This is a genomic window from Falsiruegeria litorea R37, assembly GCF_900172225.1.
Taxonomy (GTDB): domain Bacteria; phylum Pseudomonadota; class Alphaproteobacteria; order Rhodobacterales; family Rhodobacteraceae; genus Falsiruegeria; species Falsiruegeria litorea.
The window spans coordinates 99,106-111,835 of record NZ_FWFO01000001.1; the positions used below are offsets into that span (position 1 = coordinate 99,106).

Sequence of the window (12,730 nt, forward strand, 5' to 3'; positions counted from 1 at the left end):
TCACCGACTCGTCGGATGCTGCGGGCAAGAACCGCCTGGGGACTGTCTGGAATGAGCCTTGTCAACAAATTGGCCGAGGAACGGCGTGCGCGTCTGGCTGCCGAGCGCCTGCTTGAGCTGAAACAAGCCGAGCTGAGCGCGGCCAATCGCAAGCTGGGACGCCATGCCTTGGCCCTGACACGCAAGATTGGCGAAAAGCAGGCCGAGGTTGCGACTGTCCGGGACGAAAACGAAAAGGTCAAATCCGACCTGACGGTCGCCAACGCCAAAATCGAGATTGCCGAGCGTCGCCTGTGGCATTCGATTCAGACCATTCAGGATGGGTTTGCGTTTTTTGACGCCGACAGCAATCTGATCGGTGCCAACACCGCTTATCTGAACGCTTTTGACGGCCTCGAAGAGGTCGCTCCGGGCATCTCGTACATGCGGATTTTGCAACTGTTCACAGATGAGGGGTTGGTCAACACCGAAAGCCTGGCGCCAGACGAATGGCGCCACATGATGACTGAACGTTGGATGGCCCCCAACCCTGAACCTGTCGTCATGCGAATGTGGAACGATCAATATATCAAGTTGATCGATCAGCGTGGCCACGGCGGTGACGTGGTGAGTCTGGCGCTGAACATCACCTCGACCGTACATTACGAGTCCGAATTGCGGGCGGCGCGGGAACGCGCAGAAGCAGCAAACCGCGCCAAATCGGCCTTTTTGGCGAACATGAGTCATGAAATCCGCACCCCGATGAATGGGGTTGTCGGCATGGCGGAGCTGCTGACCGATACAGCGCTGGACGAGGAACAGAGGCTATACGCCAACACGATCAAGAACTCGGGTGAGGCGCTGCTGGTCATCATCAACGACGTTCTGGATTATTCAAAGATCGAAGCCGACAAGTTGATCCTGCACCCCGAGCCCTTTGATTTGGAGCGTTGCATTCACGAGATCGCAATGCTGTTGCAGCCGACAGTGCGGGACAAGGGGCTAACGCTGTTGGTTGATTATGACCTGTTTCTGCCAACCCTGTTCATTGGCGACCCGGGGCGCGTGCGCCAGGTACTGACCAATTTGGTGGGCAACGCGATCAAATTTACGTCCAAGGGGCATGTATTGATCCGTGTCACAGGTGTACCCGACCCCGTTTCGCAAAAATGCGCGATCCATGTCGCAATCGAAGACACCGGCATCGGGATCCCCGCTGACAAAATCGACCACATCTTTGGTGAATTCAATCAGGTTGAGGACGAGCGCAACCGCAAGTTCGAAGGCACCGGATTGGGCCTGGCAATCTCGCGCCGATTGGTTGAGCTGATGGAGGGATCGGTCTGGGTTGAGAGCGAAGAGGGTATTGGGTCTTGTTTCGGGTTCCGTGTAACGATGGATATGGCCGAAGGACCGCAACCGGCACCGCCAAATTTCCTGGGTGAAATCCATCATGTGATGATCGTCGACGATCTGTCCGTGAACCGTGCAATCCTGCAAAAACAACTTGCCCAACTGGGAGTCAGCGTCACCTCTTGTTCCTCGGGCAAAGAGGCTTTGGATTGCATCGACAAAAGCGTCGACCTGGTGCTCAGCGATCACAACATGCCCGATCTGGACGGGTTGGAGTTGGTCGACGCCCTGCATGAGCGCGGTTGGGGCGGCGTACCATTTGTACTGCTGTCGTCCAATCCCAGCGTTGCGCAAGCGGACCCGGCGAGCAAGCTGCTGCAAGGTATCTTGCAAAAACCCATTCCCCGGGCCGAGTTGTTCTCGCGCCTGTCAAACCTGGGGGCCAAGACACCCAAGCCGTCCGATGCTGCCGAAGCAGGCCCGTCTGCCCCTGAGGCGCAGGATGATGCACAAATTTCGCCGCAATCAGACAAGCGCCGGATGCGAATCCTGGCAGCCGAAGACAACCGGACCAACCAGCTGGTGTTCCGCAAGATGGTCAAAGAGTTGGACATCGAGCTGAAGTTTGCCAACAACGGTCTTGAAGCCGTCGAAGCCTTTGGCAGCTTCGAACCTGACCTGATCTTCATGGACATCTCGATGCCGAAAATGGATGGCAAGGAGGCGACGGGCGAAATTCGCAAGCTGGAAAACGGCGCTGCCCATCATGTGCCAATCGTAGCTTTGACCGCCCATGCTATGGACGGCGATTCCGAGGGGATCCTGGCCGCCGGTCTGGACTTTTACATGACCAAGCCACTGCGCAAGGGGCTTATTCACGAGCGCATTGCAGAGCATCAACCGGCAGATGCGCTGCCGGTCAACAAATCGGATGCGGATCAGGACTGATAGGGGCGGACAAATACTGGCTTTTCCGGCGTGGACAGGTCAGCGCGATAGGCATACCCGCCGGTATCGAATTCCAAGATACCTTCGGGATCGGTCAATCGGTGCTGGATGATGTAGCGCGCCATCGCTCCGCGCGCTTTCTTGGCAAAGAAGCTGACGATCTTGGGCGCGCCTGCCTTGTCTTCCATGAACACAGGCGTAACCACCCGCAGGTTCAGCGCCTTGGGGGCCACGGCACCAAAGTATTCCTGGCTGGCGCAGTTCACCAGAACATCTGATCCCACGGCTTCGCCCTGAACATTCAGCGCCTTGCTCAGCTGATCGCGCCAATAGTCATACAGCGATTTGCCCCGCCGGGTTTTCAACTTGCTGCCCATCTCAAGCCGATAGGCCTGGATGCGGTCCAGAGGGCGCAACACACCATAAAGCCCGGACAGAATGCGCAGATGATCCTGTGCCCAGGCCAGTTCCTCGGCATCGAGCGACGCGGCTTCGAGCCCCTGATACGTGTCACCGGCAAAAGCCAGCGCGGCAGGGCGGGTTACATCGCCATCGGGTTCTTCGACAAAAGACCTGAACCGATCCCGGTTCAGACGCGCCAGATCGGGGCTGATATCCATCAGTTTCTGCAGATCGCCCAAGGTCAGATTGCGCGCTGTCTTGGCCAACCGGATCGCGTCATCCTGAAACGCGGGCTCGGTCGCCGTCACATCACGTTCCGCCCAATCCAGCCGTTTGGCCGGGGAAATCACCACAAGCATGTTCTGCCCCCAATTTGTCGGTTCCCGCAGACTTAGCCCGCAGCGCGTAGTACGTCCAGAAAGGCATCGCCAAAACGTTCCGCGCGGCGTTCGCCCAGCACCCGTTCCAGCCCATGACGATCATCAGGTTTCAGCTGTGCCACCTTGGCCAATTGCGAGGCCGAGCAGCTGAGCGGCTTGTCGATCCCACCGGTGCCGCGCGCCAATTCCGTTTGCTTTTCAAGCAGTTGATCATAGATATCACCGCGATCCCGCACCGCCAGCTTGCGCCGGGCCGGATGCAGCTCTTCAATCGCGCCGGTGATCACTTCAAGAAAGAGTGAGCCATAGCGCTCCAGCTTCTTGGCTCCAACGCCGGCGACACGCGCCATCTGATCCAGCGAAGCAGGGCGACGCTCGGCCATTTCGATCAGGGTGCGATCCGGGAAAATCACATAAGCGGGCACTTTGGCGGCCTCGGCCAGTGCGCGACGCTTGGCCTTGAGCGCGGAAAGCAGCGGTGCATCCTCGTCCGAGACCATCGCCTTGACCGCTGGCCGCCGGGCCGCCTTGCGGATGGAATCGCGGCGCAGGCGAATGTCGGCCTCGCCCTTGAGGATCGGCTTGGCGATTTCGGTCATGCGAAGCGCACCGTGGCGTTCGGGGTCCGGGCGCACCAGATCATGCCCCATCATTTGCCGGAATATCGCCTGCCATTGTGGCTTGCTGTATTCTTTGCCCACGCCGTAGGTGGGCAGTTGATCGTGACGGCGGGCGCGGACCTTGTCTGTTTCATTGCCCAGCAGAATGTCGATCAGGTGACCCGAGCCGAACCATTCTTCGGTCCGCAGGATCGCCGAGAGCGCCATGCGCACGGGCGTGGTGCCATCAAATACATCGGCAGGCGTGTCACACAGATCGCATTTGCCGCAGGTCACATCCGCCTCGCCAAAATACCCCAGCAGGGTCTTGCGGCGGCATTCCAACGCCTCAGCCAAGCCAAGCAGCGAATTCAGCCGGGCGTGATCTGCCGCGCGGCGTTCGGGCGGGGCCAACCCCTCGTCAATCTGCGAGCGGCGCAGGCGGATGTCGTCGGGGCCAAAGAGCGTCAGCGTTTCCGCAGGTCCCCCATCGCGCCCGGCGCGGCCGATCTCCTGATAATAGGCCTCGATCGACTTTGGCAGGTCGGCGTGCGCAACCCAGCGGATGTCCGGTTTGTCGATGCCCATGCCAAAGGCCACGGTCGCCACCACGATCAACCCATCCTCGCGGGCAAATCGGGTTTCCACGATGCGGCGATCTTCGGCCTCCATCCCGCCGTGATAGTAGCAGGCGGAATGCCCGGCCTCGCGCAGGGCTTGCGACAGGGTCTCGGTCTTGTTGCGGGTGCCGCAATAGACGATGCCGGATTGCCCTTTGCGCGCGGCAGCAAATTCCATGATCTGGCGGCGGGGATTGTCCTTGGCGGAAAAGGCGAGGTGGATGTTAGGCCGGTCGAACCCGCGCAAAAAGGCGCGCGGCGGGACACCGTCGAACAGCTTTTCGACGATCTCGTCCTGCGTTTCCGCATCTGCCGTTGCGGTAAAGGCTGCCAGCGGCACGTCCAAGGCGCGGCGCAGCTCGCCGATGCGCAGGTAATCGGGGCGGAAATCATGCCCCCATTGGCTGACGCAGTGCGCCTCGTCCACGGCGATCAGGCTGACCCCGATCCGACGCAGCATGCCCATAGCCGCACCCGAGGCCAGACGTTCGGGCGCCATGTAGAGCAATTTCAACTCGCCCGCATCCAACGCGGCCCAAACCGCTTCGGTCTCTTCGGGTGTGTTGCCGGATGTCAGCGCCCCGGCCGCCACGCCCGCCTCTTGTAGCGCGCGCACCTGGTCGCGCATCAGGGCAATCAGCGGAGAGATCACCACCGTGACCCCCTCGCGTATCAGCGCAGGCAGCTGGAAACACAGGGATTTACCGCCGCCCGTGGGCATGATGGCCAGCACGTTTTCGCCTGCGGTCACGGCATCGACGATCTCTTCCTGCCCGGGGCGGAAGGCGTCGAATCCAAAGACATCTCGCAACAGCGGCGCGGCGTCGAACATGGGGCGGGTGCCTTATCAGTATCTTGTGTGTCTGCTCTTAGCAGACACAATCACATACTAAGATTCCGTGAACAAGAGCGACAAGCCGACCCAGAAGGAATCAGATGAAGCCAAAGATCGATGGCAGGATGTAGCTCTGCAATGAGATCACCACCAACAAGGCCACCAACGGCGCCAGATCGATGCCGCCCAAGTCCGGCAGGACGTTGCGGATCGGGCGATAGATCGGCTCCAGGATGCGGTTCAGGCCATACCAGATCTGTGCGACCATCTGCTGATGCAGGTTGAGGATCTGAAAGTTGATCAACCAGCTCATGATCACATGCGCAATGATAAAGAACCATACGACTTGTAGGATCAGTTGCAGCGGTCCGTAAATTGCCATCATGGGCGCGTTCTCCGGTTTAGTCTTACCGACACCTAGTCACCGCCACCAAAAAGGGCAAGAGCCGCACGCGGCGATGGTTGACGCGGCCCATGTGTGCCGCGCTGGCCACGGCGCGAATAGCATCATGTGATATTCCTTGCGTCACTTGCCAAATGCCCGTCATATCGAACCAATTGCATTGGGGATGAAGATGGCAGAGATTTCTGCGCGCAAGCGCGTTTGGGGGTGGTGGTTCTTTGACTGGGCCAGCCAGCCGTATCACACCCTGTTGGTGACCTTTATCTTTGGTCCATTCTTTGCGGGTGTCGCAGCCGAGTTTTTCATGACCCAAGGCCAAGATGCCAAAATGGCGGCAGCCAGTGCTCAAACGCTTTGGGCCTGGGGAATGGCCCTGGCCGGATTGGTGATCGCCTTTGGCGCACCGATCATGGGGGCCTTTGCAGATACGACCGGGCGCACACGGCCTTGGGTTGTGGTGTTTTCGATCATGTATGTGATCGGTGCGACCGGCCTGTGGTTCACTGCGCTGGATGGATCGAACCTGTATCTTATGCTGGGCCTGTTTGCCTTTGGCTTCATCGGTGCCGAATATGCGTTGATCTTTACCAATTCGCAGCTTCCCGACCTGGGGGGCGAAGACGAGGTGGGCAAGATCTCAGGCTCTGGCTTTGCTTTTGGATATGCTGGTGGTGTTCTGGCGCTGATGATCATTCTTGCTCTGTTCGCCGAGCAGGGGAATGGCCGCACAATTGCTGGGCTAGAGCCCGGGCTGGGCCTGTTGAATGCTGACATGCGTGAGGGCACCCGCTTTGTCGGTCCTTTTACCGCAGTCTGGTACGTGATCTTCATGATACCTTATTTTCGCTGGGTGCGCATGCCACGCCAGCGGCGCGGGTCAGGCAAGGTGTCCGAGGCCTTGGCGATGCTGCGCCATTCCATCGCCAATCTACGCCATCAACCCAGCTTGTCGGCCTATCTGGCGGCGTCGATGTTCTATCGGGATGCGTTGAACGGCCTGTACACATTTGGTGGGATCTATGCGGTGGGCGTGCTGGGATGGCCCGTCACGCAGATCGGCATCTTTGGTATTCTGGGCGCCATATCGGCCACGATTTGCAGCTGGATCGGAGGTAAGCTGGACACGCGATATGGTCCCAAACCGGTTATCGTCGGGTCCATCTGGGTGTTGATCGTGGTCTGCGCCATCGTGGTGGGCATGTCGCGCGAAGCAATCTTTGGCCTGCCGCTGGCCGCGGGATCCAGCCTGCCTGACACGATCTTCATGGTTTGCGGCGTCATGATCGGCGGTATGGGAGGTGTGCTTCAGGCCACATCCCGTTCCCTTATGGTGCGACACGCCGACCCCGATGCTCCGACAGAGAGCTTTGGTCTTTATGGCCTGTCCGGACGTGCCACGGCCTTTATCGCCCCGATCCTGATCGGCGTTGCCACCACGATGACCGGAAGCGCGCGTCTTGGGGTGTCACCTGTCATTCTACTCTTTATCCTTGGGCTCTTCCTGCTACGCTGGGTGAAACCGCAAGGAGTACGTACGAGTGAACCCTCTGGTTAAATCTCTGGTCTATGGGTTGGCCCTGATGGTGCTGGCCTTGCCGGGTTCGGCCGAACCTCTGGCGAAACAGCTGTTCGGGGCAATGGACACCGGCTCGCGCCAACGCGCCAGCGCATTTGGCAGCTATTCCAAGGGCTGTGCCTCAGGCTCGGTGCAACTGCCGGAAACCGGTCCGACCTGGCAGGCGATGCGCCTGTCGCGCAATCGCAACTGGGGTCATCCCGAAACAATCGATTTCATCGAAAAGCTCAGCCGCAAAGCCGCGAAACAGCGTGGGTGGAGCGGGCTTTATATCGGGGACATCAGCCAACCACGTGGCGGGCCGATGCTAACCGGACACCGTAGCCATCAGATCGGGTTGGACATCGATATCTGGATGCTGCCCGCCAACAACCTGCGCCTGTCGCGTCAGCAACGCGAAAGCATCTCGTCCATTTCGCTGCGCCGCAACAAGGGGGCCTTTGTGAACAGCAACTGGACCCGCCAGCATCACGAGATCATCAAGGCCGCCGCCAAGGACAAACGCACCGCGCGCATCTTTGTCTTCCCCGGCGCCAAGGTTGCGATGTGCAACGCCGAAAAAGGCAATCGCGCCTATCTGCGCAAGATCAGGCCCTGGTATGGGCACCACTATCATTTCCATGTGCGCCTGAAATGTCCGCGCAACGCAAAAGGGTGCGTCAATCAGGATCCCCCTCCCAAGGGGGATGGTTGCGCCGAAGCGCAAACCTGGGTCAATAACATCATCAGCCCACCCCCTCCGAAGCCGCGTGATCCTAACGCGCCTCCCCCCAAGAAACGGCGTGAATACGTCCTAGCGGATCTTCCCAAACAATGCGTCTCGGTCTTGCAGTCTCAGTAGTTTTCACATTTTTGCTGACAGGATCTGTTGTCGCGGTGGATACGGCCAAGGCCACTTTTCTGAGCAGCTACAGTTGGCACCACACGTCCCCATGGTTTGGCGGTCTGTCCGCATTGGAGATGTCCGAGAATGGGCGCGACATGACGCTGCTCAACGATCGGGGTATCATTCTGACCGCTCGTGTTTCGCGAAACGGCGCGACCGTCAGCAACATCGACATCACCTCGAGCGCGCGCGTGCTGTCGAGCAAGGGCGAGACCCTGAGGGGGGTGGCAGGCGATTCCGAAGGAATGGCAATCAGCAAGGATGGCTCTGTCTATATCTCGTTCGAGGGCATCCACAGGATTGCGCGCTACAACAGGGGCGACAACACGACAAATGTGTTGCTGCACCCTGATGCGTTCAAACAGATGGCCGGCAACGGCTCGTTCGAGTCCCTGGCGATCGACGACAGTGGTCGGCTTTACACGATGCCGGAGAAAGGGCTGACCGCTGATGGACGCATTCCCGTCTATCGCTGGAGCGGGCGCGCCTGGTCGCAGCCCTTTTCCCTGCCGAAATCAGGGAAATTCCTGCCCGTGGGCGCGGATTTTGGACCTGATGGGCGGTTCTATCTGCTGGAACGCGCTGCTGGGTTTCTGGGGTTTCGAACCCAATTGCGTCGCTGGGACTTGAGCAGCGGTATGCCAGAGGACGGCACGATCCTTTTGCGGACTCGGTCCGGTACCCATGACAATCTCGAAGGGGTCTCTATTTGGCGCGACGCCGCAGGGCAGTTGCGGGCCACGATGGTGGCGGATGACAACTTTCTGATCATCCAACAAACCGAGCTGGTGGAATACACGCTGCCCGACTGACTTGCTTTGGTCGGTGTTTTTGGCTAAACGCGCCGCTTACCCGTCAGTCTGGCGGGACAAGTCGCCGCTACCTTGTCAAAAAAACGGGCTCAGACATATGACACGCGCACATCTACCCGGCATTCTTGCCATGGCCGCCATTGTTGTGGCCTCGAACATCCTGGTTCAATTCCTGTTTGGCCAATGGCTGACATGGGGAGCCTTCACCTATCCACTCGCATTCCTGGTCACTGATGTGATGAGCCGCGTTTATGGCGCAGGTCCGGCACGTCGAGTTGTGTTTGTGGGCTTTGTCGTAGGCGTAGTCTGCTCGCTGATCGGCACACAGATCATGGGCGAATTCGGCCCGCTGGTCACGCTGCGCATCGCTATGGGGTCGGGCATCGCATTCTTGACCGCACAGATGCTGGACGTCAGCATCTTTGCCGCCCTGCGTGGCGGCAAATGGTGGCGCGCGCCGTTGGCCTCGACCCTGATCGGCTCTTGCGTGGACACGGCCTTTTTCTTTTCGATCGCATTTTCGGCGCAGCTGGCCTGGCTGGAACCCGGCAACGATGTGTCCTGGGCAAACGAAGCCATCCCGATGCTGGGTGTTGGTCCTGTTGCGCCGCTTTGGGTTTCGCTGGCCTTTGCCGACTGGCTGGTCAAACTTTCCCTGGCCCTGATTGCGCTGATCCCTTTCCGCCTGATTGTTCGGCGTCTGGACCCCAACGGCAGCGCAGCCTGACGATTTCATTTGGAGAATTCGGAAACCCGTGTCACGCTCGGTCTTGAGTTCAACAAAAGAAAAGGAGGTGATCCAGTGTCGAGAAAGAGATTGGAGAGAGGTGTCGGAACAATTCGGGAGCGCGCCTTTTAGGGCAACCCTTGGCGGCAACGCCACCCGAAACGATCTGAGTTCAGGTCCGTGAGCATGCTCTGACCGACCCGACCTCCTGAACCTTTCGAAGGGCCGTCCGATATTGGGCGGCCCTTTTCGATTTTACTCTGTTTGACGTGCGGGGGCCGCTGTAAGGTCGCGCCATGCTGCGGATCACAGATGACATATCCATTCAGGACTGGGAGTTGACGGAGAGTTTCATGCGAGCCTCTGGCCCCGGGGGGCAGAACGTCAACAAGGTGTCGACTGCGGTGGAACTGCGGTTCGAAGCTGAGCGGTCGCCGTCCTTGCCGGGGGCGGTAAAGACCCGCCTTAGACGGCTGGCGGGACGTCGATGGACCAAAGAGGGCGCGCTGATCTTGCAGTGCGACGAAACCCGTTCGCAGATCCGCAACCGCGAGATCGTGCGCGAACGACTGGTGGTCCTGATCCAAAAGGCGCTGGAAGCCCCAAAACGCCGGATCGCGACCAAACCCACCAAGGGATCGGTTCGGCGCAGGCTGCAAGCCAAAAAGGCGCGCAGCGAGGTCAAATCCCTGCGTGGCAGAATTACCGACGATTGAAACCTGTGCAGGCTCGGGGGTGCTCCCGCGCCCGAGCAGACCTGACTGCGTCAGCTCAGCTAACGGCCTTGGGCCGGGCGCCGAGCCCTCGGCTCGGCGCGGTTCCGCTTGGGGCACCTGTTCTGCATAGGCGAGACCCGCCGCGCGAAGCGCGGCCCGGCCCAACGGGAGGAGGTTTTTCTGCAAGAAAAATTGACGACGGGCGGGAGCACCCCCGTGTCCTGAAGAGCCGACTTCGCGATCGCTTTGGGCTGGCGTCCTTTGCGCGCGCTGTTAGTGTACCCCCAACATCGCGTTTTCAGGGGAGAGGAAACACATGAGACTGCAGGGCAAAACAGCCATTGTGACCGGAGGCGGGTCAGGCTTTGGTGCGGGCATCGTGGCCAAGTTCGTGTCCGAAGGTGCACGTGTGATGATTGCAGACATAAATTTGGATGCCGCCCAGGAGATCGCCAACCAGATGGATGGCGATGCAATCGCCCATCAGGTCGATGTTGGTAACGCGGTTTCCGTCGATGCCATGGCCGAAGCGGCTTTGGCCAAACTCGGCCACCTCGACATACTGGTCAACAACGCGGGCGTCACCCACCTGCCTACCCCGCTCGAGGATGTGAGCGAGGCGGATTTCGACCGCGTGTTCAATGTGAACATGAAATCCGTCTACCTGACTGCCCGTGCCCTTGTTCCCCACATGAAAGAACGCGGTTCCGGTTCCGTCCTCAATGTTGCCTCGACTGCTGGTGTCTCTCCCAGACCGAACCTGAATTGGTACAACGCCTCAAAGGGTTGGATGATCACCGCGACCAAGGCGATGGCGGTCGAACTGGCCCCCTCGGGTGTGCGGGTGAACGCGATCAACCCGGTGGCCGGAGAAACGCCGCTTTTGAAATCCTTCATGGGTGAGGACACGCCAGAGGTGCGCGCCAAATTCCTCTCGACCATCCCCCTGGGCCGCTTTTCCCAGCCCGAGGATATGGGCAACGCGGCCTGTTTCCTGTGCTCGGACGAGGCCAGCATGATCACCGGGGTTGCGATGGAAGTCGACGGGGGCCGGTGCATATGAGCCGTGTGAACCTGACCGAAAAACTGGCGCGGTTCACATCTCATTGGGATCCGCATGTGGTTGCCGATTACAACGACAACGACGTGATGGTGGTCAAGTTTCAGGGCGCGTTTCCCTTTCATCACCACGAGGATACCGATGACTTCTTCTTCGTCCTTGAGGGGGAAATGGTGATGGACATCGAAGGGCAAGCACCCGAGACCGTACGCGCAGGCGAGCTTTATGTCGTGCCCAGGGGCGTAACCCATCGACCCCGCGCCGATGCCGAATGCAAGGTGCTGTTGATCGAACCCAAAGGTGTGCCAAACACTGGCGATCCAGCAACTGCCGCGCCCAAACCCAGGATATGACGCCATGCAGCCCGGTCCCAAGAACCTGATCACCGATGTCGATGGCCTGTTGGTCGGCAATGCGCAGGACAACACCCTGAAATCCGGCACCACGGTTCTGACTGCAGCCAAGCCCTTTACCGCCTCGGTCCATGTCATGGGCGGCGCCCCCGGCACCCGCGAAACCGATCTGCTGGCCCCCGACAAATCCGTGGCCCGGGTCGAGGCACTGACCCTATCGGGCGGATCGGCTTACGGGCTGGATGCCTGTTCCGGTGTTGTCGATGGGCTGCGCGCGCAGGGGCGCGGGTTTCAGGTCGGGCAGGCGATCATTCCTCTGGTCCCTGGTGCAATCCTGTTCGACCTGCTCAATGGTGGGCAAAAGGACTGGTCCGAGAACCCTTATCGCGCCTTGGGGCGCGCCGCGTTCGAGGCCGCGAGTGATACATTCGATCTGGGCACCATCGGGGCGGGCACCGGGGCGCTGACCTCGATGCTCAAAGGGGGCTTGGGTTCGGCCTCGCTGGTGATGGGCGACGGCACAACGGTTGGGGCCCTGGTTGGCGTCAATCCGATGGGCAGTGTCACAACACCGGGGGATCGGCATTTCTGGGCGGCAAATTTCGAAATAGACGCCGAGTTCGGCGGCGTTGGTCCGGATCCAAACGGTGGCCTGGGGCGCAGCCAGGACAGCCGCAAGCTGATGGCGATGCGGCAGCAATCACAGGACCGCGCCAATACCACCATCGCCATTGTCGCCACCGATGCGAACCTGTCCAAGGCGCAATGCCAGCGGATGGCCATCGCCGCCCACGATGGCATCGCACGCGCCACGGTTCCGGCCCATTCACCGGGGGACGGAGACCTGGTGTTTTCGGTATCGACCGGGGCACGCCTGTTATCCAACCCGGAACGCGATCTGACAATGATCGGCCACGCCGCAGCCCTTTGTCTGTCGCGTGCCATCTGCCGCGCGGTCTATTTGGCTACACCCGCGCCCGGCGATCTTTTGCCGACATGGTCCCAGGCCAACAGAGGCTAACGCCAAAATTCCCGCGCATCCGGGGTGCGCGTCAAAGTGACGTTTTGACTCTCGCGCCGT

General features: G+C 59.9%; 12 protein-coding genes. 9 read left to right on the forward strand and 3 right to left on the reverse strand.

What is annotated here, in order from left to right:
* Positions 1–51: 51 nt before the first annotated feature.
* Positions 52–2,280, forward strand: coding sequence for a response regulator (locus TRL7639_RS00475; RefSeq protein ID WP_085793863.1), 2,229 nt, complete (start codon positions 52–54; stop codon positions 2,278–2,280).
* Here TRL7639_RS00475 and yaaA read toward each other — a convergent pair.
* The 3 genes from yaaA to TRL7639_RS00490 all read right to left on the reverse strand — a co-directional run bounded on the left by yaaA (position 2,271) and on the right by TRL7639_RS00490 (position 5,501).
* Entirely contained in the window at positions 2,271–3,041 is a 771-nt protein-coding gene (yaaA, locus tag TRL7639_RS00480; RefSeq protein ID WP_085793864.1) for a peroxide stress protein YaaA, read from the reverse strand. The genes TRL7639_RS00475 and yaaA overlap by 10 nt on opposite strands.
* 32 nt (positions 3,042–3,073) lie before the next feature.
* Positions 3,074–5,113, reverse strand: a complete 2,040-nt coding sequence (recQ, locus tag TRL7639_RS00485) for a DNA helicase RecQ (RefSeq protein ID WP_085793865.1) — start codon at positions 5,111–5,113, stop codon at positions 3,074–3,076.
* A 100-nt stretch (positions 5,114–5,213) separates the two neighbouring features.
* On the reverse strand, positions 5,214–5,501 hold the full coding sequence (locus tag TRL7639_RS00490; RefSeq protein ID WP_085793866.1) for a YggT family protein: 288 nt from the start codon (positions 5,499–5,501) through the stop codon (positions 5,214–5,216).
* A 190-nt stretch (positions 5,502–5,691) separates the two neighbouring features.
* Here TRL7639_RS00490 and TRL7639_RS00495 point away from each other — a divergent pair, with 190 nt between their 5' ends.
* From TRL7639_RS00495 to TRL7639_RS00530, 8 genes are all read left to right on the forward strand, one after another.
* On the forward strand, positions 5,692–7,074 hold the full coding sequence (locus TRL7639_RS00495; protein WP_085796186.1) for an MFS transporter: 1,383 nt from the start codon (positions 5,692–5,694) through the stop codon (positions 7,072–7,074).
* Positions 7,075–7,099: 25 nt separating this feature from the next.
* Positions 7,100–7,936 carry a penicillin-insensitive murein endopeptidase gene (mepA, locus tag TRL7639_RS00500; protein WP_085796187.1) on the forward strand — a complete coding sequence of 279 codons (837 nt, stop codon included), beginning with the start codon at positions 7,100–7,102 and terminating at the stop codon, positions 7,934–7,936.
* 11 nt (positions 7,937–7,947) lie between these two features.
* Positions 7,948–8,793, forward strand: coding sequence for an esterase-like activity of phytase family protein (locus tag TRL7639_RS00505; protein WP_235820218.1), 846 nt, complete (start codon positions 7,948–7,950; stop codon positions 8,791–8,793).
* A gap of 97 nt (positions 8,794–8,890) precedes the next feature.
* Positions 8,891–9,520 (forward strand): queuosine precursor transporter, encoded by a 630-nt coding sequence (locus TRL7639_RS00510; protein WP_085793868.1) that lies wholly within the window; start codon positions 8,891–8,893, stop codon positions 9,518–9,520.
* Between the two features lie 296 nt (positions 9,521–9,816).
* Positions 9,817–10,236: an alternative ribosome rescue aminoacyl-tRNA hydrolase ArfB gene (arfB, locus tag TRL7639_RS00515; protein ID WP_085793869.1), complete on the forward strand. Its 420-nt coding sequence runs from the start codon at positions 9,817–9,819 to the stop codon at positions 10,234–10,236.
* A gap of 316 nt (positions 10,237–10,552) precedes the next feature.
* Complete coding sequence (locus TRL7639_RS00520) at positions 10,553–11,299, forward strand: SDR family oxidoreductase (protein ID WP_085793870.1); 747 nt, start codon at positions 10,553–10,555, stop codon at positions 11,297–11,299.
* Positions 11,296–11,649: a cupin domain-containing protein gene (locus TRL7639_RS00525; RefSeq protein ID WP_085793871.1), complete on the forward strand. Its 354-nt coding sequence runs from the start codon at positions 11,296–11,298 to the stop codon at positions 11,647–11,649. The genes TRL7639_RS00520 and TRL7639_RS00525 overlap by 4 nt, the downstream gene beginning before the upstream one ends.
* A 4-nt stretch (positions 11,650–11,653) precedes the next feature.
* The gene (locus TRL7639_RS00530; RefSeq protein ID WP_085793872.1) at positions 11,654–12,670 is read left to right on the forward strand and encodes a P1 family peptidase; all 1,017 of its coding nucleotides are present in this window, start codon (positions 11,654–11,656) and stop codon (positions 12,668–12,670) included.
* The last annotated feature ends 60 nt before the right edge of the window (positions 12,671–12,730 follow it).

Coding starts and splice junctions, on each gene's coding strand:
- TRL7639_RS00475 (WP_085793863.1), top strand. CDS start 52: ATGAGCCTTGTCAACAAATTGGCCGAGGAACGGCGTGCGCGTCTGGCT.
- yaaA (WP_085793864.1), bottom strand. CDS start 3,041: ATGCTTGTGGTGATTTCCCCGGCCAAACGGCTGGATTGGGCGGAACGT.
- recQ (WP_085793865.1), bottom strand. CDS start 5,113: ATGTTCGACGCCGCGCCGCTGTTGCGAGATGTCTTTGGATTCGACGCC.
- TRL7639_RS00490 (WP_085793866.1), bottom strand. CDS start 5,501: ATGATGGCAATTTACGGACCGCTGCAACTGATCCTACAAGTCGTATGG.
- TRL7639_RS00495 (WP_085796186.1), top strand. CDS start 5,692: ATGGCAGAGATTTCTGCGCGCAAGCGCGTTTGGGGGTGGTGGTTCTTT.
- mepA (WP_085796187.1), top strand. CDS start 7,100: ATGGTGCTGGCCTTGCCGGGTTCGGCCGAACCTCTGGCGAAACAGCTG.
- TRL7639_RS00510 (WP_085793868.1), top strand. CDS start 8,891: ATGACACGCGCACATCTACCCGGCATTCTTGCCATGGCCGCCATTGTT.
- arfB (WP_085793869.1), top strand. CDS start 9,817: ATGCTGCGGATCACAGATGACATATCCATTCAGGACTGGGAGTTGACG.
- TRL7639_RS00520 (WP_085793870.1), top strand. CDS start 10,553: ATGAGACTGCAGGGCAAAACAGCCATTGTGACCGGAGGCGGGTCAGGC.
- TRL7639_RS00525 (WP_085793871.1), top strand. CDS start 11,296: ATGAGCCGTGTGAACCTGACCGAAAAACTGGCGCGGTTCACATCTCAT.
- TRL7639_RS00530 (WP_085793872.1), top strand. CDS start 11,654: ATGCAGCCCGGTCCCAAGAACCTGATCACCGATGTCGATGGCCTGTTG.